The organism is Mesorhizobium sp. P2_F8 (assembly GCF_056403655.1).
This window is the reverse complement of sequence record NZ_JBFUFB010000017.1, coordinates 35,956-54,010: the sequence shown is the minus strand read 5'-3', so window position 1 is coordinate 54,010 and position 18,055 is coordinate 35,956. Positions and strand designations below refer to the sequence as shown.

Annotated in this window: 16 protein-coding genes and 1 pseudogene; 8 read left to right on the top strand and 9 right to left on the bottom strand. The window is 59.6% G+C overall.

Features of this window, described 5'->3' with window-relative positions; all coding sequences use genetic code 11:
* The first annotated feature begins 172 nt into the window (after nt 1-172).
* The gene (gene folE, locus AC1DZP_RS30405; protein ID WP_477307509.1) at nt 173-835 is read left to right on the top strand and encodes a GTP cyclohydrolase I; all 663 of its coding nucleotides are present in this window, start codon (nt 173-175) and stop codon (nt 833-835) included.
* A 239-nt stretch (nt 836-1,074) separates the two neighbouring features.
* A pseudogene (locus AC1DZP_RS30400) lies at nt 1,075-1,176 on the top strand (IS66 family transposase zinc-finger binding domain-containing protein); the annotation flags it as partial.
* Here AC1DZP_RS30400 and AC1DZP_RS30395 read toward each other — a convergent pair.
* From AC1DZP_RS30395 to AC1DZP_RS30380, 4 genes are all read right to left on the bottom strand, one after another.
* The gene (locus tag AC1DZP_RS30395; RefSeq protein ID WP_477307566.1) at nt 1,168-1,242 is read right to left on the bottom strand and encodes a transposase; all 75 of its coding nucleotides are present in this window, start codon (nt 1,240-1,242) and stop codon (nt 1,168-1,170) included. The pseudogene AC1DZP_RS30400 and the gene AC1DZP_RS30395 overlap by 9 nt on opposite strands.
* Before the next feature lie 405 nt (nt 1,243-1,647).
* Nucleotides 1,648-2,106, bottom strand: a complete 459-nt coding sequence (locus tag AC1DZP_RS30390) for a pyridoxamine 5'-phosphate oxidase family protein (protein ID WP_477307508.1) — start codon at nt 2,104-2,106, stop codon at nt 1,648-1,650.
* 870 nt (nt 2,107-2,976) lie between these two features.
* Nucleotides 2,977-4,503, bottom strand: coding sequence for a mercuric reductase (locus AC1DZP_RS30385; protein ID WP_477307506.1), 1,527 nt, complete (start codon nt 4,501-4,503; stop codon nt 2,977-2,979).
* A gap of 21 nt (nt 4,504-4,524) precedes the next feature.
* The gene (locus AC1DZP_RS30380; protein WP_477307504.1) at nt 4,525-5,799 is read right to left on the bottom strand and encodes a glucoamylase family protein; all 1,275 of its coding nucleotides are present in this window, start codon (nt 5,797-5,799) and stop codon (nt 4,525-4,527) included.
* Nucleotides 5,800-6,310: 511 nt separating this feature from the next.
* Between AC1DZP_RS30380 and AC1DZP_RS30375 the strand changes: the two genes are divergently transcribed.
* The 3 genes from AC1DZP_RS30375 (at nt 6,311) to AC1DZP_RS30365 (ending at nt 7,944) form a co-directional block, all read left to right on the top strand.
* Entirely contained in the window at nt 6,311-6,991 is a 681-nt protein-coding gene (locus tag AC1DZP_RS30375; RefSeq protein WP_477307502.1) for an RNA polymerase sigma factor, read from the top strand.
* A 105-nt stretch (nt 6,992-7,096) separates the two neighbouring features.
* The gene (locus AC1DZP_RS30370) at nt 7,097-7,621 is read left to right on the top strand and encodes a DUF4142 domain-containing protein (protein ID WP_477307500.1); all 525 of its coding nucleotides are present in this window, start codon (nt 7,097-7,099) and stop codon (nt 7,619-7,621) included.
* Between the two features lie 11 nt (nt 7,622-7,632).
* Complete coding sequence (locus AC1DZP_RS30365) at nt 7,633-7,944, top strand: cupredoxin domain-containing protein (RefSeq protein ID WP_477307498.1); 312 nt, start codon at nt 7,633-7,635, stop codon at nt 7,942-7,944.
* Between the two features lie 431 nt (nt 7,945-8,375).
* Here the strand turns inward: AC1DZP_RS30365 and AC1DZP_RS30360 are convergent, their stop codons facing one another.
* On the bottom strand, nt 8,376-8,813 hold the full coding sequence (locus tag AC1DZP_RS30360) for a MarR family winged helix-turn-helix transcriptional regulator (RefSeq protein WP_477307496.1): 438 nt from the start codon (nt 8,811-8,813) through the stop codon (nt 8,376-8,378).
* A gap of 156 nt (nt 8,814-8,969) precedes the next feature.
* Between AC1DZP_RS30360 and AC1DZP_RS30355 the strand changes: the two genes are divergently transcribed.
* Nucleotides 8,970-10,778: a chloride channel protein gene (locus tag AC1DZP_RS30355; RefSeq protein WP_477307495.1), complete on the top strand. Its 1,809-nt coding sequence runs from the start codon at nt 8,970-8,972 to the stop codon at nt 10,776-10,778.
* Between the two features lie 426 nt (nt 10,779-11,204).
* Here AC1DZP_RS30355 and AC1DZP_RS30350 read toward each other — a convergent pair whose 3' ends face one another.
* The 3 genes from AC1DZP_RS30350 to AC1DZP_RS30340 all read right to left on the bottom strand — a co-directional run bounded on the left by AC1DZP_RS30350 (nt 11,205) and on the right by AC1DZP_RS30340 (nt 12,309).
* Nucleotides 11,205-11,450 carry a DUF982 domain-containing protein gene (locus AC1DZP_RS30350; RefSeq protein WP_477307493.1) on the bottom strand — a complete coding sequence of 82 codons (246 nt, stop codon included), beginning with the start codon at nt 11,448-11,450 and terminating at the stop codon, nt 11,205-11,207.
* Nucleotides 11,451-11,518: 68 nt separating this feature from the next.
* Nucleotides 11,519-11,716, bottom strand: coding sequence for a hypothetical protein (locus AC1DZP_RS30345; RefSeq protein WP_477307491.1), 198 nt, complete (start codon nt 11,714-11,716; stop codon nt 11,519-11,521).
* A 32-nt stretch (nt 11,717-11,748) separates the two neighbouring features.
* The gene (locus AC1DZP_RS30340) at nt 11,749-12,309 is read right to left on the bottom strand and encodes a GreA/GreB family elongation factor (protein WP_477307489.1); all 561 of its coding nucleotides are present in this window, start codon (nt 12,307-12,309) and stop codon (nt 11,749-11,751) included.
* A gap of 1,398 nt (nt 12,310-13,707) precedes the next feature.
* Here AC1DZP_RS30340 and AC1DZP_RS30335 point away from each other — a divergent pair.
* A complete protein-coding gene (locus tag AC1DZP_RS30335) occupies nt 13,708-14,295 on the top strand; it encodes an NUDIX hydrolase (protein ID WP_477307487.1) in 588 nt (195 codons plus the stop codon).
* Nucleotides 14,296-14,318: 23 nt separating this feature from the next.
* Nucleotides 14,319-15,758 (top strand): homospermidine synthase, encoded by a 1,440-nt coding sequence (locus tag AC1DZP_RS30330; RefSeq protein WP_477307485.1) that lies wholly within the window; start codon nt 14,319-14,321, stop codon nt 15,756-15,758.
* A gap of 532 nt (nt 15,759-16,290) precedes the next feature.
* On the opposite strand, the gene AC1DZP_RS30325 is transcribed toward AC1DZP_RS30330, so the two are convergent.
* Nucleotides 16,291-18,024 carry a molybdopterin-dependent oxidoreductase gene (locus AC1DZP_RS30325; RefSeq protein ID WP_477307483.1) on the bottom strand — a complete coding sequence of 578 codons (1,734 nt, stop codon included), beginning with the start codon at nt 18,022-18,024 and terminating at the stop codon, nt 16,291-16,293.
* Nucleotides 18,025-18,055 lie beyond the last annotated feature (31 nt).

The window sequence follows — 18,055 nt, the reverse complement described above, 5'->3', positions numbered from 1 at the left end:
AACACCAGCTAACCGGGGGCATGGGCATTATCGCTATTGTTACGTTGAACCACCAGCAGCGAGGTCGGGGCAGTTTCCACGGTCGGCGAGCTTTCCTGCCTGTGTCGTGCCTTGGGGAACCAATCCTCGCCAAGCGCATCCAATAGTTTAGAGCATGGAACTGGAGATATCGATGGACCTGCAATCGCAAATTCTGGACGGCACCGAAGACGGCGCGCCGGCAGCCGCCCAGGGAAATTCAGTGAGAGAGCTTAGGCCAGTCGCCCGCGCGCGCCCGACGCGCTCCGATGCAGAGGCCGCAGTCAGGACGCTGATCTCATGGGCCGGCGACGATCCGGCCCGGCCCGGGCTTATCGATACTCCTGCGCGTGTCGTGCGTGCCTATGAAGAGTGGTTTGCCGGCTATCGGCAAGATCCTGCGGTGATGCTTGAACGGACGTTCGATGAGATCGGCGGTTATGACCAGGCGGTCGAGCTGCACGACATAGCGTTTCACTCTTTCTGCGAACACCACATGGCGGCAATCCACGGCAAGGCGTACATCGCCTACATGCCCGTCAACCGAGTGGTGGGCATCTCCAAATTGGTACGGGTTGTAGAAGCCTGCGCCCACCGGCTGCAGATACAGGAGCGGCTCACGGATGACATCGCTCGCGCCATCGAGGATGCTCTGCAGCCGGGCGGAGTGGCGGTCGTGCTTGTTGCCGAGCATGGCTGCATGACATCGCGCGGTGTCCACGCGCACGGCACGCGCATGGTCACCAAACGCATGTTTGGCGTTTTCGACACGAACCTCGATCTGAGGCGCGAATTCCTATCGTCGATCCCAGTGTGACGAATTTTCGGAACTACGTCATCGATCCCACCAAGAAGATCCGTCTCAGCATGACCTATCACCGAGCGCAGGCCGGAACCTTTCCGAAATCCTGCGCGGCATCGTCAAGGTCACTACGCCGGTAAACCGGCAACCAGGCCAGTCATCATCACGCCAATACTCACCCACGCGCAGGCGAAAGATCAGTGGCTGGTGCTAGGCGGCCTCGGACTTCTTGCCTTTCGCGCAGCTTGATCATCGTCTCCGAACGGGTTGACGTAACGCCGGCGAAGTTCCGCGTGATCGTCACCCGCCGCCTCAAGTATGGCTGCTCGCAATGCAAAGAGGGCGTTTCACAGGCGGAACAACTGCTGCGGGCTCACGCCATGCGCCCGCGCCACTGCCGACACGTTTGCGCCCGGCGCCAGCGCCTCTCCCAGAATCCGCCCTTTCGCCTCCGCCGACCAGCGCCGCGGAGCAAGGGTGGGCTCTCCTCGAGCCGGTTCGCTACCGCCTCGATGACTGCATATGTTTCAAGTCTGGACTTGGGTGCAGACTTGAATCAAGCCTCCCGCGCAGAACTATTACGAGAGTGTCGCCCCTGCACAGCTCAGCGAAATACGGGGTCGGATTGGCGCTTACGATGCGAACACCGCTCGGTCCGTTTGATTCGATGCGCCAAGCACATCGCGAGCCATTGAGAGCCGAAAGAGCCAGTCTTATGAGTTTCGTTCACGGAGGACGCAGCATTATGGGGAGCTAGGCTCCCCAACGTCCGGAGCCTTCACGCAAATGTTCCTAACCGGTGCCAGAAACGCGTGTCTCGGTCAGCGCTAAAATTCGTCATCGACAGTGGCTTGCCGGCCGCTACTGCTTTCAATCCGGATACGATAAAAAATCGTTTCGGGTGCCCTTATCGATCTTTGGCTGCTTGGCTTTAGGCCGCCGGGCTCCCACCAATCGACCCGTTTTCTGAGAAGGTCCCACGCATGACCACGATCAAACCTCATAACCGGGTCTTCGGGCAACTCATGAAAGACACCGTTGACAACGACACTTCGCCACGTGCGCTTGCCAGAAAACTGATCGACCTGGACGCACACCCACGGGTTCATCCGCATCCACTCGATCTTCCGGCCAAGCAGCGAAAAGCTGTAAAGATGGTTCTCAGCAAAAGCAAAATGGATGGGCACTACATACGGCCGGTTGTCTTTGACACATGCCAAGCGACCAAGCCTGCTCTCGGAAAGAACGGCATCAATTTCTGCTCGTGTCATCTCATGAATAATCATCGCTGCTCGCAACGCGGAAGACGCACATCGTGTCGTACGGGGCGATCGGTACCGGGAATCTCAAGCCCATCGCTTAGGTGCCGGTGGCGAGTAAGCACGTCACACGCCAAGTGTGTTACGTGTTTGCTCCTTCCGTCGATCGCGGTCACGCGGGGGCCCGGGTGCAGATCGAATTTGTTATCCGCATAAAGAGCCCGGAGCAAACTCAAATCCTCGGGAGCTGCGCCAGCGAGATAGCCTTTCGAAAGGTCGACCACAAGCCAGTGTCTCATTGGCTCAAACTCGTAAACCCGGCCGGATTACTCCCGACGAGGTGTTCTTGTTGCGGCGCCAGGTCGACGATATCCTCGTTTCGGAACATCGACGCGCCGCCATAAGATCGCGCGCCTTTAACCCTTTCAAACAGCGACCCACTCGATGCCCCGCCGGCCAAGCGACGTCGGCGTCTATGACGCTAACATCCGCCACCGGCGTTAGTTCCGCATCAGGTCGTTTTTGGAGTCGTTTGGGCTTGGCTGCGGGTGGCCGTTGCCCTTCGCGTAACAGCTGCCGTCGATCAATCGTACGGTCGTTGGCTGAACGACATTGGCTCAGCCGCAAGTTTCGTGAGGCTCGAGCCTTTGTGGAAGGCGATAAGCCCAGCCTTGCTGCTTTTGATTTCATATTGGGGCGCTAACCGTTAACCTTGAAATTCCACGTGCGTACCCGGCTGATGCTGACGCGCCCGGCATCGGACATTCAGCTCACCATGATCGTCGCTTTTGAAACTTCTGGTCATAATACCCTCACGCAAAAACTCTTATGCCCGGATTCGCGTAAACCTTTCGCGCCTTCATCCGCCTCGCACTGAAGACCTTAAAGTCGTGTCGGCTACCACTTCGACCATAGTCGCAGCAGCGAACGGAGGCGAGGTGTCAGGCGCGTATGGTTGTACGCTTCGGCTGCCTTCTTGATAGCTTCGGCCTGGGTCGGATAGGCGTGAATAACGTGAGCCAGAGTGCGCAAACCGATCCCCGCGACCATCGCCAAAGTAATCTCGCTGATCATTTCTCCCGCGTGGCGCGCAACGATAGTCGCGCCGAGGATCCGATCCGTCCGCTCCTTAACGTGGATTTTCACGAAGCCCTCCTCCTCGTCGTCGGCGATTGCGCGATCCACGTCGTGCATCGGGATGGTGAAGGTCTTGATCGGGATATTCCGCTCGCGAGCCTGCCGCACATAAAGGCCGACATGCGCGATCTCCGGATCGGTGTAGGTGCACCAGGGAATCGTCAGCGCACTCAGCCGCCGGCGACCGAGGAACATCGCATTCCGAACCACGATGCGAGCCGACGCCTCGGCCGTATCATTGAATTTATGCTCCAGGCAGACATCGCCCGCAGCATAGATGCGCCGGTTCGTGGTCCGCAGAAAATCGTCAACGTGGACGCCATTGTCGGCGTCGTAGTCAACCCCGGCGGCCTCCAGGTTCAGACCTTCGACACTCGGCATTCGACCCGTGCCTATAAGGATGGCGTCGACCTCGACCGTGTTCCTAAAATCATCGCTGACTAGATCTGCGATCTTATGACTGCCTTCCACGCGCACGCCGACGACGCGGGTGTTGAGCCGCACCTCGATGCCATCGCGCGCTAAGGCATCGGACAAGATCTGCGCGGCATCGCGCTCTTCCCTTGGTAGGAAAAGCGGCCGTTTCTGCACGATGGTAGTGCGTGCTCCAAAGCGGCAGAATGCCTGCGCCATTTCGCAACCGAGGGGGCCGCCCCCAATGACAAGAAGGCGGCGCGGCAACTCGGTCTGGTCGAAGACGTTCCGGTTGGTCAGGTAACCGGCCTCGACGAGGCCCGGAATCGAAGGCGTATTCGGCCGCGCGCCAGTTGCGATCATTGCCTTTTTGAAGTGCAGCGTGGCGCCGTCGTCGACCTTTAGTGTATCGGATCCGGCAAAGCATGCCTGGCCGAAGAACACATCCACGCCAGCCTCCACCAGCCGTTGCACCGAATCGGCGTTACTGATGTGCGCGCGAATAGCACGCATGCGCTGCATAACCGCGGAAAAGTCGACACGGATACCGGTCGGAATGCGCGCGCCGTACTGCTCAGCCTGGCGCATTTCCGCATAGAGCCGCGATGTGCGGATAACCGTCTTCGATGGCACGCAGCCGATGTTCAGGCAGGTGCCGCCGAGTAGATGACGCTCGATCAGCGCGACCTTCGCGCCCAGTGCCGCGGCAGCGTGCGCCGCTGCCAGTCCCGCCGTACCCGCACCTACGACCACCAGGCTGTATCGGCCGGCAGGCTGTGGATTGCGCCATTCGGCTGGATGCACGTTATTTAGCCGCTGGTGCTCGTATACGTCATTCGGCGCTGTCGAGACTGGATCGTTGAACTGTTGCATGGTTGTCATCCGTGAAAGCCACTACAGCCAGCCGCCGCGGAATCCGGCGCGCCGCAATCCGGCCGCGACAATGGGACACTCCCGCATCAGCCGCCAGATCAGTTGGGTTCGATGATTTTCAATCATCATCACGACGATGCCTTGGTCGAGCCCGAAGTGGCCGGTCGAAACCCAGGCGTCCCGGTTGGCAGTGGCGAGAGTCGGATTGAAACTGCTCGTGTATTGGTGCGCGACCAGCATCTCGGGATAGCGCTGAAGCATGTCGCGCGCGGCGCGCAAGGCGGTCTCGGGCGCGAACGGCAGCGACGCCAGCGCCGCCCACCCGCTGACGGTTCCGTCATCAGGACCATACGGCACACCACGCGCGGCATACCCGAACAGGCGCCGCGGCTCGCTTGCCAACCTCGGCGACTGGTTGGTGGGCCCGTCACAGGCAGTCAGGCCCCAGCAGTTTTCGTCGTAACCGATGAACCGGTGCGGGTTGCGCCGCGTGTACTCGCGCTGAACTTCGGTCGCGCGTCGGCTGTTCTCGAAGTAGTCGCAGCGTTTCTCTCGCATGAAGCGATCTTGAATGCCTCGAAAGTCGATCCAGGCGTGGGAGAATTGATGCACGAACAATGGCCCTGCATACAAAAAATCATAGCCATACAAATTCTCCCACTGGTAGGTCGCGGTCCACGCCTCGTATCCGTCGCCCTCCATCGGGTGCGTCGCCGATCCCAGCGCGAGCGCGTAGAGCACAATGGCCTCATTGTAGCCGTCCCAACCGTAGTGCAGATATCCACAATCGGGCTTCCAGCCTTGTCGGATGGTCGCCTCGCCACCTTGTGCCCAGCGCCAGTCGACACGCTGGTAAAGGGCATCGGCGATCCCACGCAACGTTGCTTCTTCGCAGCTGTCTGAGTTGAAGTAAGTGCTTGCCACTAGTACGCCAGCGATCAGCAACGCTGTGTCAACCATCGACAATTCCGAGCGCCACACGCGGGCGCCGGTATGCATATCGAGAAAGTGGTAGTAGAAACCTTTGTACCCGGTTGCATCTGGACTGTCGCTCTGATCGCTGTCGTGGAAGAATCGCAGCACCGAAAGGCTGCGGTTAACCCCTTCGGCCCGCGTCATCCAGCCGCGCTCCACCGCCACCGGATAGGTCGACAACCCGAATCCAACGACGGCGATGCTGGATGGCGAATTCTCGCGCGAGGTGTCGGCGATCAGCCCGTTGGCCGGATTGACCTCCTGCAAGAAATAGTCGAATGCGGCACGCTGAAGCCGGTCGAGTAGCGTTTCATCGCTCATCATCGCCTTCCTTGCTCCAGGGTTTTCCGACGCGCTGTTCACCTGACCAGTTCGACATCAATCGATGCAGTCCGCGTTCTCAAAAAAGCTAGCGGGTAACGCCTCCAAAAGCCCACTCCGTAAGCCTGTGGCCGTGGGCGATCAAATGGGCGTGCATCTGCGCTTGACTGATGTGTCCTCTAACCGCGCCGAGATGTGCCGCAGACCGAGATGGTTGGCCAGATCACTCCGCTCTCACGACGTTATGTTCTCGCCAATCGGCAAATCAAGCAAACGATTTTTGTCCGTAATTGAATGCAGTTTTTATGTAGGCTCAGGCTCGAACAATGGCGAGCCGAGCTGGCTGCCGCGAACACCGGATGTATGACATCGCGCGGCGTCACGCGCACGCCACGCGCATGATCAACATGTCGATCAGAGGCGCGAATTCGTGTCGTCGATTCCGATGTGACGAATTTTTCGGGAACCCTTGTTGTTGAGACCCATCTATTAAAGGGCAAGGAGACTGCTCATGTCGTACGTTCGACGAGACGCGACCGAAATCATCGCTGCCTCTGGCGATCTGGAATTGGCACAGCGCGCCATGGCGCGCGACGGCGCTGCCTTCCGCACCATCATCAAGACGCATAACCAGCGACTTTACCGCATCGCGCGCGGGGTGGTGCGCAATGACAGCGAGGCCGAGGACATCGTCCAGGAGGCCTATGTCAGGGCCTTTGCCCATCTCGAGAGTTTTCGCGGCGATGCCTCGCTCGCCACATGGCTATCGCGCATCGTCATCAACGAAGCGCTCGGCCGGTTGCGTAAAAGACGGCGAACGGTGGCGATGCCCGAGAACCCACAGGCCGAGATTATCCAGTTTCCCCTCAACCCCAGCGACGATCCGGAGCGGACGATGGCGCAACGGCAGATCCTGGCCCTTGTCGAACGGGCAACCGACAGCCTTCCAGATCTCTACCGGATGGTGTTCGTGGCGCGGGTGATCGAGGGCCTGAGCATTGAAGAGACCGCCGATCTTCTCGGCGTGCGGCCACAAACCGTCAAGACAAGGCTGCACCGCGCCCGCGGCCTGGTGCGCAAGGCGCTGGACGACCAGATCGGGCCGGTGCTGCTCGATGCGTTCCCCTTCGCCGGCCGGCGTTGCGAAAGGCTGACCAGCGCCGTGATGCGGCGACTCGGCCTGGAAAGCTGACCTTTCGTCGATTCCCTGGGAACGTTTGCCGCCGCCCAGCATCCAATGACCGTCAACTGAGAACGATGCCCGATGCGATTTGCGCATCCGGGCGAAGGAGATGTCATGCTTATTCGTCACACCGCCGCCCTGGCCGCCTTGCTGCTGCTTGGCACTGCCCCGCTCGCGCGAGCCGCCGACAAACCAACCGACCCGCAGATCGCCCACATCGCCTATACAGCCGGCGTGATCGATGTCGAGGCGGCCAAGCAAGCGCTCAAGAAGTCGAAGAACAAGGAGGTGCTCGCCTTCGCCAAGGACATGGTTCGCGACCATGAGGCGGTGAATGTGCAAGCGCTCGACCTGGTCAAGAAACTCAAAGTGACGCCGGAAGACAACGCCACCAGCAAGGCGCTGACCAAAGCTGCCGCGGAGGAGCGGGCCAAGCTCGCCAAGCTCAAGGGCGCGGCCTTCGACAAGGCTTATGTCGACAATGAGGTGGCCTATCACAAGCAGGTCGACGGCGCTCTCGAAACGCTGCTCATCCCTTCGGCCAGCAATGCCGAGTTGAAGAGCCTGCTTGAAACCGGCCTGAAGATCTTCCAGGGCCATGAGCAGCATGCCGAACACGTCGCCGGCATGCTGAAGTGAGAACGGCGCTGATGGTGCGGAAACAGCATCTGTGGATTGCACTGGCGCTGACAATCGTTGCCGCGCCGGTGAAGGCCGAAACCATCCAGGTCACCATCGACAAGCTGGTCTTCTCGCCAGCGACGGTCGAGGCGAAGGTTGGCGACACGATCGAGTGGGTGAACAAGGACGTGTTTGCCCACACAGCCACTGTGAAGGGTGGCTGGGAAGTGATGATCCCGCCGAAGAAGTCCGCAAGCCTGACATTGAAGGCTGCGGGAGCGGTCGACTATTTCTGCCGCTTCCACCCCAACATGAAGGGCCACATCAGGGTGGCGCCATAGCTGGAGCGTGGGATCGCGGCAGGGGCCGCGATCCCACAATTTGGGAGGTGCGTCGTGCCCAAGGAGGTTGCGCAGGCAAAGACCGCGTTTGTGTTTGCGGGCGGCGGCAGCTTCGGCGCCATTCAGGTTGGCATGCTGCACTCGCTCGCGCGCCGCGGCATTGCAGCGGATATGGTTTGTCGGTTCGAGCGTTGGCGCACTGAACGAGGCCTACTATGCTGGCGATCCCACGATTGAAGGAATCCGACGGTGGAGACGATCTGGCGTGAATTGTGCCGGCGCGACGTCTTTCCGTTCACATGGAAAACCATGATCGGGTTCATTGTACCGTCGCGATTCTCTTGTGACGTCGGACCGGCTGCGCCAACTCGTCGTGGCAAGGGGCTGAGTGTTGCGACGAATGCCAATGAAGTCGACCCAAACTGTCTGGATCATTCGTCGCCACGAAGCAGCAAGCGTCTCAACATCGGCTCTATTCGCGAAAGCTCGTCGAGATGCGCGGCCGAAAGGTCGGCCAGGTGGTCGTCGGCACGCGCGGTTAACTGCAGTAGCACACGGCGGTGGTCGTCCTTGTCCTGATCCCGTGCGACCAGCCCTGCCTCGCCAAGGCGATTGACCAGCTCGACGGCGCTGTGGTGGCGGATGCGCAGCCGCTCCGCGAGGTCGCCGACTGTCACCGGTCCGCCACCCGGATATCCCTTGATCGCAAGCAGCGCCTGATGCTGGCGTGGGGTCAGTCCGGCGTCTTCCGCCTGGATCTGGCTGAATTCGAGGAAGCGGCGGATCAGGTAGCGAAACTCGGAAAGCCGCTGATAGTCGGCCTGGCTGATGGCGGGGCGTGGTTTTCGTGGCTGCGACATATCAGACATGTGTTCGTTTTCCGACGAAAGCTCAAACGGATTTCGGCCGAAACCGGCTTGAATATTTATATCGTGTTACGATACATAGCCACCGACAAACCGGCTGGCCTTATCGACCGTGCCGCATATCCACATTCGGCCCGCCGCCAGGAAGCAAAGCCCGCAATGAAGACCCCTCACTCGAACCCGGAGCATCTGCGTGATTTCACCACAGACGCCAGGGTGCTGCTTGTTGCGGCTATTGCCGTAGTGGTCGCGACAGCCGGGCTGTTTGCCGGTATCGCGCTTTTGAAACTGATCCGGCTCGCCACCAACATTGCTTATTTTGGCCAGTTCACGCTTGCCGATCTGAAGCTGCAGGACACGCCGCTGGGCCATGCCTCTGTCGTCGTCCCGGTGATCGGCTCGCTGCTCATCGGCCTGATGGCGCGCTTCGGCAGTGAGAAGATTCGCGGGCACGGCATTCCCGAGGCCATCGAGGCGATCCTGCTCGGACGTTCGAGGCTCGACGCCAAGGTTGCGATCCTGAAGCCGCTGTCGTCGGCGATCTCGATCGGTTCCGGCGGACCATTCGGTGCCGAGGGTCCGATCATCATGACGGGCGGCGCGATCGGCTCGCTGATCGCGCAGATGCTGCCGGTCACCGACAATGAACGCAAGACGCTGCTGGTGGCGGGTGCGGCAGCGGGCATGACGACGGTGTTCGGAACACCGATCGCGGCCATCATGCTGGCGGTCGAACTGCTGCTTTTCGAATGGACCCCGCGCTCTTTCATTCCGGTGGCGGTCGCGGCTGTTATCGCCGAGGTCGAGCGCACCATGCTGCATCTGCCCGGGCCGATCTTTCCGTTCCAGGGCGGCATGGAGGTGTCCTTCGTCGGCCTTGCCGGCTGGGTTCTCATCGGTATCTGCGCCGGCCTGCTGTCGGGGCTTTTGACGCAGATGGTCTATGCCTGCGAGGACGGTTTTCAGAAGCTGCCCATTCACTGGATGTGGTGGCCTATGCTCGGCGGTCTGGTGGTCGGCATAGGCGGGCTGATCGAGCCGCAGGCGCTCGGCGTCGGCTATGACAACATCGCCGACATGCTGGACGGCCGCACGCTTGCCACCGCCGCACTCATCCTGCTTGTGGTCAAGGCCATCATCTGGTCGGTGGCGCTCGGTTCGGGAACGTCGGGAGGCGTGCTGGCGCCGCTGCTGATGATGGGCGGGGCGATGGGGGCGGTGCTCGCTGGCATTCTGCCCGCTGCGGACCCGGGTTTCTGGGCTCTGCTGGCGATGGCGGCCACCATGGGCGGCACGATGCGTGCACCGCTCACGGCCACTTTCTTCGCGGTCGAGTTGACCGGGAACACCCATGTGCTGGTGCCCCTGATCGCGGCCTGCGCGGCGGCGCACGCCGTCACCGTGCTCTTGATGAAGCGTTCGATCCTGACCGAGAAGATCGCCAGGCGAGGGCACCACCTCGTGCGCGAATACCGTGTCGACCCTTTCGCCCTGACCAGGGTGCGTGAGGTGATGACTTCGCAGGTCGAAAGTGTGCCGGCGACAATGACGCTACATGGCGCGGCGGCCTTCCTGACCGCACCGGAGACACGGCATCCGAGCTTTCCGGTGGTCGATGAAAACAGGCAGGTGCTCGGTCTCATCGATCCGCCGGCGATCCTGCGCTGGCGCCGTGCCGGCACCCACCGCACCACGACCCTTGGCGCGTTGCTGGCTGGCAGCAAGGTGACGCTCGCCTATCCGGACGAATATCTGGAAGGTCTCTCCGACAAGCTGCTGATGGCCAACGTCTCCCATCTGCCGGTCGTCACCCGTGAAGGCCTGCAACTGGTCGGTTATGTCGGCTGGAAGGATCTGATGCGCGTGCGGTCGAGAAAACAAGCCGAGGAACGCGAGCGTTCGGCATTGCTGGGCTTCGGCACCCGCCGTAGAAAACAGGATGGCGCTGAACAAGACCGCGTAGGTTGAACAAGCGAAGCTCACAGAGCCTGTCCGGACGACTCGTCATCAGGGTAACGGCAACGCCGCTCCCGGGCGGATGCTGGAGCACCAGCCAGGCCGCTACGTCCAACGTCGAGCCGGCGGACAAGTGTGGATGACGCGCGGCAATTCTGACCGGCACCCTTCACGCGCGAGGCTATCCGCTAGATCCCTCGATCAGTTCGAAATTTTTGGAGACCGGGCCGCATCTTGCTCGAGTGTAACCTTCGACGCTAGAGGCGAATTTTCTTGAAGTGCGGTTGATCAACCTCGCCAGCAATTACGCGGCTCCCAATCGCGACCCGGTAAAGTATGTGAGGGACTTTCAAACGCCCGACTGACCGGAAACCTTCTCACCGACGAATCGAGGACCTTGGCAGGCCGGACAAAAAATCCGCCCCACAATCTGTGATCTCATTCAATCAAAATATGCGCCTCCCGCGCAGCTTCGACAAAAACTTCTCTTGCAACATCGGCGGAAACGCCGCCGTTTATGGCCTGTCGGCAAGCTCTCAACGCAGACCGATGTTTTTGACTTCCGGCATCCCGCCAGTTGCCTCCAAGCAAATCTGCCGCTTGTTGCGCGTTCAAGAGATTGCGAATGTCTCCACTAATGCCGGTGGTGACTGACACCGGCTTGGAAAACCACGCTTCGTACATGATGGAACCTCAGATAAATCGTACTGAACAAAACGCACGTGTCGGCGAACGGTTTCGCTGAACAGCTATCACCGTTGCGTGAGTAGGTGTGAAATGTGATCGCCCGCGACAAATTGCATTGTTACGCCGATCATGTCGGAACCATACCAAACGTCGAGCTCGGCCGCTCTGCCTAATGGCGTCAACGACAATTGCTGTTTTTTGCGGGCAAACGTCAGGTCAAGCCTTTCGTTGTCGATGCGCCACGCGGACGTGACACCGATCACGCCCGCGCCCAGAGCAATACGTCGTTAGCCTGCTAAGCAGCCGACGGTCCGGGATCGTCGAATCCGCTTGAATCCCTCACGAACATTGTCTTGGCTGCCCGTAGGAGAATAATTGCTGAACCACGCATGGCTCCGAGAGCGGGCTGGCGCGGTGCTTGCCCGCTTTCCGCCGCTAGACCACGCTTGGCCTTTGCTCGCAGTGAGGCCTCGGGTTGATAAACCACCTTGTCTAACGATACCGTTTCTTCGCTTCCGTCCGCCTTCACGAACGTCATCCACTCTCCTTCGGCCAAGCCCAGTAGAGCGAGCCCCCGCGGATTGGTGATCGACAGAACCGACCCGACTAGGCCGCGCATCTCGTCATGGGCAACGATGCGCGTTTCAGCCGGGGCGTCGTTCACCCTGTAAGTGACCCGGCTGCCAAGTGTCACTACGTTCGCCGGGATATCTTCTCGGAACGTCACGAGGGCGGCCGACAGCTTGCACTGAAGGATCGGGACCATAGGATCGTCACGCCCAAGGCAGCGGTCGAGCATGACTTCGAGGACGGTGTAGTCTTTGGTCGTGAGGCGAAATATCTGATCGTTGGACATGGCATATCTCCAGGTCGGCCGCTGAGACCGACAAAAAGCGTTCTCCGTTCTGTGATTTGTTTACGAACTGCCCCTGATCCGTGAACCACGAACGGTTACGGAAGGGGCCACTCTGCCGCGATGGGACTGCCCGCCTGGTTCAGCCGATTGAAGAGATTCGGAAGGGTTATGTCCACTTTGCCGACTGAGCTTCGTCTGCCGTCGCCGTTTTGCGTTGGCCGCTGGGGTCCGCCGGGGCTGTTCTGCAACGCCAAAATAATCTCCACCCGATGGTAGCGTCCCACGACCTGCGGCTCGTGCCACCAGTGCAGGAAGCCTAAAATGGGAGATAGCGCTAGCAACGAGCCTTGGCCTGCTCCAGGATTCAATTTTTTCGGCCATTTGAAGCTCGCTAAAGTTTGGCTACGTCCGTCTGGAAGCGCAGGCTGCCTCATGTTGCACCTGAAGAGCAGGAAAAGGCGGTCACCCTGTTCGATAGGTTCGACAGAAGAGTTTCCATATAAGGCGGTTCTCGAAGAGCGCCTTATATGGATGATCTAAGCGCGGCTATTTCTTACCAGTACGCCGCCCGTCTTTGAGAGATTGCTGGGATACAGCAGATATTTCCTCTGGTTTTTCCTTAATCTGCTTTGGTTTGCGTATTTCTCGATTACCATTTTTCTTCGACATTGGATTCGGATTCCTGCCTTGAAGCCAACGTCACATCAACCTCGTCCCGCGCGGGAACAAGCCGTGTGACATTCGCAATCAGATTCCGCCTGAACGTGTTGCGGTCAGCGAAACCAGTTGAGTTGTTGATATCAAAGTGAAGAGCTCCCTGGCCCACTTGTCGCTTCGGCGACAAGTGGGCCAGGGCTAATGGCCTTCGAGAAGGCCCAACCGAAAAGTCGGCAAATAGGGGAGCGAACTTTGCATGTCGCTATCCTTGGCGATAACGCCGTCGAAGTCAAATGCGGGAATGTCGTTTGCAAAGAACACTTTTGTCGCAGGGCAGTTTCAACCCTTGTTTTGATCGGCACAATGTCTAGATTGGAAGGCATGTGCATGAAAACATTCATCTTGATTTCGAGGCTTTCCGGGGAAGCATATGCTTTTTCCCGGGGTGGCTTGATGATGAACTGACAGCCGCACAGTACTCCGCTCCGGGAACACTCACCAAAATTATCGCGGTGCAGCTTTAATTGCGCGTTGCTTTGCAGCGTGCGCTCGGAGTCCATCATGTTCACCCTGTTCCTGGCCGCCACGTGCCAGACCTGTCACCGCACCTTGCCCAGGGCCGCACCCCGCTGCCCGTGGTGCGTAGGCCAGGGCATCCGTCAACATGGCTGCCATGCGCGTTCTCAGAAGGGTTTTCGACGGCGTCGATGCGTCGCTCTCGAAAAGACCGGATTGTAGACCGTGTCAGCGATTGAAAAAGCTGCCATCCATGGAAAGCTAGAGTTGTTCCAGGGGTCAGGCATTCGCCGTCAGTACGGTGCCATCGCATGGCGCCGGTCCAGGAGTGGAGAGCTCGAGATTCTCCTGGTCACCTCGCGAGAGAGGGGGCGGTGGATCGTACCCAAAGGCTGGCCCATCAAAAGGGAGACCCCGGCAAAGGTCGCCGCACTGGAGGCGTTCGAAGAAGGAGGAGTATTCGGAGATGTTCGTTCGGAACCGATCGGGGCCTACGACTACCTGAAAATCCTTCGCGACGGCTCGACAGCCTTATGCCGTGTTGTTCTGTTCGGCATCGAAGTCCGCGGCACCCTCGCCAACTGGCCCGAGCAGTCTCAACGCAAGCGGAGTTGGTTCACGGTTTCCGAGGCGGGACGAACCGTTTCGGACTTCCAACTCGCGCAGGTTCTAAAGTCGTTGGAGGCGAGTTGCACTGTTTGCGTTGGCGATTGCAAATGCGGACGTCTCCCTTGGCCGACGCGACCCGCGAAAAAGAAGACGGTCTCCGTAAATCAAAACCTTGAACCCTTTCCCGTCACGTCTCTTACGTGACGCCAACCATCATGGACAAGCATATGAAAACCGAATCCTGGCCTGTGCACGCGCGAATTTCCGGCCCCATCGTGATGATTGGCTTCGGCTCCATCGGCAAAGGAATGCTACCGTTGATCGAACGCCATCTTGAGTTTGACCGGTCACGCCTTGTGGTGATCGATCCCGACGACACCGACCGCCACCTCCTCGATGAGCGGGGGATCAGGTTTGTCCATGCAGCGGTCACACCAGATGGCTACCGCGAGATTCTCACGCCTCTGCTGGCAGCAGGTGGTGGCCAAGGGTTCTGCGTCAATGTTTCGGTCGACATATCATCGCGCGACATCATGGAGCTCTGCAGGGAGATCGGTGCGCTCTATATCGATACCGTCGCTGAACCGTGGGCGGGCTTCTACTTCGACAGCAGCGTCGGGCCTGAGGCTCGCACCAACTACGCGCTGCGCGAAGTCATCCTCGAAGCACAACGCCGGAACCCGGGTGGCACGACTGCCGTGTCGTGCTGCGGGGCCAATCCCGGAATGGTCTCGTGGCTGGTAAAGCAAGCACTGCTTACCCTTGCAAGCGATATCGGAATGGAATTTGAACAGCCGAAATCGCGAGAGCAATGGGCGGTCTTGATGCATCGCGTCGGGGTGAAGGGCATGCATATTGCCGAGCGGGACACGCAGCGCGCCCTTTCGCCAAAGCCTGTAGGCGTGTTTGTCAACACCTGGTCCGTCGAAGGCTTCGTGTCCGAGGGCCTGCAACCCGCCGAACTTGGATGGGGCACCCATGAAAGATGGATGCCAGCCAACGGCCGAACGCATGACAAAGGCTCCAAGGCGGCGATCTATTTGCTTCAGCCTGGCGCCAACACACGCGTCCGCTCGTGGACGCCTACAGCACAGGCGCAGCATGCCTTCCTTGTGACCCACAACGAGTCCATCACGATTGCCGACTACTTTACCGTTCACGATCATGACGGAAAGGTCGCCTATCGGCCGACCTGCCACTACGCCTATCATCCTTGCGACGATTCGGTGCTGTCGTTGCACGAAATGTTCGGCAAGGCCGGCAAGGCCCAGGATAAGTTCCATATCCTGGGCGAGAACGAGATCGTCGACGGGATAGATGAACTTGGCGTGCTTCTTTACGGGCATTCAAGAAACGCGTTTTGGTACGGTTCGCAGCTCTCGATTGAAGAGACACGCCAGCTTGTGCCCCATCACAATGCTACTGGGCTTCAGGTCACGTCGGCTGTGCTCGCAGGCATGGTCTGGGCGCTTGAAAACCCCGAGGCTGGCATCGTGGAAGTTGAAGATCTGGACTTCCGGCGCTGCCTGGAGATCCAGAAGCCCTATCTTGGCTCTCTCGTGGGTGTCTATACGGACTGGACGCCTCTGGATGGCCGGCCTGGGCTCTTCCCAGAGGAGATCGACACATCCGATCCCTGGCAGTTCCGGAATGTGCTGGTTTCATGATAGCCGCCGGGCAGGGCAGCGGCGCACGCGGTTTCTGCTCCGACAAAGCTGCCGACATGGTTCTCTCCCGGCGCGGAAGCAATTGGTGTGGACCGACGATTCCGTGCGGACGGTCTCGTCCAACTCGAGACGCTAGACACGGCAATAAGGAAATTGACCTGATGGATCTCACCACACGGCTTATAGTCGCGATCGGGCTTGGCGCGCTTCTTATCGGGGCGTTCATTCTCATATAGCCGAAAGTGACGTTTCAAACGCCTTGCACGCGTTGACGCTGCCTATCGTGCGGCAAGTCTGGAGGGACTGGACGGCAGCATCGACTTCTCGTCCTGCCGTCGCCTGTCCGTTGGTCGGATCGCCCTGTGCCTACTCTCAGATGGTGACGCTCCAGCCCGCCGTCCACACCTACCCATTTCGTACGTCTTGAGACCCTGCAGCGCCATGACATTGCCTGCCTGCAAATTCTTCAGTTTGAGATAGCGATGGCGCATCGGTCCGCGTCGGCTCGGTCACCGACGTGCGCGGGCGAACGTCAGATTGGCATGCGATAGCCATAGAACTCATGGTCCTCGTTGTAACCGCCCTGGCCTGCACCAAGGTCGGCGAAGTCGCGCACGAACTCGATCGCTGCGATCCATTTGACCATCTTGAAACCGAGTTCGTTTTCGCACCGCAGCCGCAAAGGTGCGCCATGCAGCATACTGACTGGCGCACCGTTCATCTCGTATGCGAGGATTGTCAGGTGATGATACATGTTTTCGATCTTGTGGACGTCGTAGTAGCGGCCGCCATCGGCTCCATCGGCCAGCGAGTAGAACACCGCGTAGCGGGCCTCCGGTGTCGGTTTCACCAGATCGAGAATATCGCGCATGGGGACGCCGCCCCATTCGGCGACTCCGGACCAACCCTGGATGCAGAAATGCGTCGTGATCTGCTCTTGCTTCGCCATCGCCATTAGGTCGGCCATCGAGAAGTCGCGCGGCGCCTCGACAAGGCCACCAATACGAAGCAGGTAGTTGGCGAAGTTCTCGGCAACGAGGTCGTCGAATTCCTTGGAATCCGGCATCGTACCGTTCGGCCAGAAGTAGGGCGAGATGTCCTGTTTTGTAAGTTGCGATTGCGGATCCCATCTCTCGGCCAACCCCATCAGCCAGCCTATCATGAACGCGCCCGTGCGCTGCACGAGACGGGCGTACCGGATAGTAAAGGGCGAGGCGACAAGCCACGCGACAACCAGGATGGCCATGGCGAGGAGAAACAGGGGAAAGCCCGTCCATGACGCGTTGTCGACGCCGGCGAACATGTGGTTGGTGTTCTGCCGAATGCCGGTGACGAACACCATGGCGCCATGCGCCAGGATGAAGCCGACGAACCAGGCGAACGAGATGAAGTGAACCGAGCGCATCGCCTGCCGATTGAACACCCTGCCGAACCACCCGACTGCATTGGAGATTGCCGGGCTTTGCATTAGCCCGGTGAAAATCGAGATGGGCGCCGCGACGAAGACGGTGATGAAGTAGGTGAGCTGCTGGAGGCCGTTGTAGCGGGTCCAGCCCTCGTCGACGGGAAAGTTCAGCGAGGCATACTGGATCGCTGTCGACAGCGCGGCCGGAAATACCTCCCAGGTCAACGGCACCAACCTGCGCCATTGGTCGGTGGAGAACAGTAGGGCGTAAAAGGCGATGCCGTTGATCAGCCACAAGAGGTTGACCGAGAAATGCCACCAACGCGACAGGCCGAGCGTATGGCGCAATCCGGGAATGCCGAGCCATGTCGGCAGCGTGACGGAATCATCCTTGGCGGTCCAGATACGGCCCGTCGGGAGGGGTACCTGGAAGCGAAACCAATCGTTCCCCGGCGTGCAGTCGCGGCCCCAATAGAGCCGCGGATGATCAGCCAGGATCTGCAGGCCTGCCCGCATGATGAACAGCATGAAGAACATGTTCAGGAAATGCTGGACTTGCAGCCACCAAGGGAAACCGGAGTCCACCGCCGGCGCCGATTGCGCGATGCCTGGATGGTTTTGGATGAAGACGGTCACGCTCGGAAGCTCGCGCAAGCTTTGTGCCAAGGCAATCATGCAGAGCAGCGCGGCGGCGCCGATCGGCAGCGCCCATAGCGTATTGATCCAGCGAGTCCCAATGCGGATGCGTGGGAAAATCCCCTGTTGCGGCGGCATCCAATGATTGAGACGGATCCGATCGTCGGCGTCGCTGAGCTTGGCGCGGAGGGGCTCGGGCGAACGAGGCTGCGTGTTGGTGGGCATCGGGCAACCGCCTTCTTTGATCAATCGCGTC

Bases quoted from the DNA above. Each gene is read 5' to 3' on its own strand.
- folE (WP_477307509.1), top strand. From the start codon at position 173: ATGGACCTGCAATCGCAAATTCTGGACGGCACCGAAGACGGCGCGCCG.
- AC1DZP_RS30390 (WP_477307508.1), bottom strand. From the start codon at position 2,106: ATGATTATTCATGAGATGACACGAGCAGAAATTGATGCCGTTCTTTCC.
- AC1DZP_RS30385 (WP_477307506.1), bottom strand. From the start codon at position 4,503: ATGCAACAGTTCAACGATCCAGTCTCGACAGCGCCGAATGACGTATAC.
- AC1DZP_RS30380 (WP_477307504.1), bottom strand. From the start codon at position 5,799: ATGAGCGATGAAACGCTACTCGACCGGCTTCAGCGTGCCGCATTCGAC.
- AC1DZP_RS30375 (WP_477307502.1), top strand. From the start codon at position 6,311: ATGTCGTACGTTCGACGAGACGCGACCGAAATCATCGCTGCCTCTGGC.
- AC1DZP_RS30370 (WP_477307500.1), top strand. From the start codon at position 7,097: ATGCTTATTCGTCACACCGCCGCCCTGGCCGCCTTGCTGCTGCTTGGC.
- AC1DZP_RS30365 (WP_477307498.1), top strand. From the start codon at position 7,633: ATGGTGCGGAAACAGCATCTGTGGATTGCACTGGCGCTGACAATCGTT.
- AC1DZP_RS30360 (WP_477307496.1), bottom strand. From the start codon at position 8,813: ATGTCTGATATGTCGCAGCCACGAAAACCACGCCCCGCCATCAGCCAG.
- AC1DZP_RS30355 (WP_477307495.1), top strand. From the start codon at position 8,970: ATGAAGACCCCTCACTCGAACCCGGAGCATCTGCGTGATTTCACCACA.
- AC1DZP_RS30350 (WP_477307493.1), bottom strand. From the start codon at position 11,450: ATGTACGAAGCGTGGTTTTCCAAGCCGGTGTCAGTCACCACCGGCATT.
- AC1DZP_RS30340 (WP_477307489.1), bottom strand. From the start codon at position 12,309: ATGTCCAACGATCAGATATTTCGCCTCACGACCAAAGACTACACCGTC.
- AC1DZP_RS30330 (WP_477307485.1), top strand. From the start codon at position 14,319: ATGAAAACCGAATCCTGGCCTGTGCACGCGCGAATTTCCGGCCCCATC.
- AC1DZP_RS30325 (WP_477307483.1), bottom strand. From the start codon at position 18,024: ATGCCCACCAACACGCAGCCTCGTTCGCCCGAGCCCCTCCGCGCCAAG.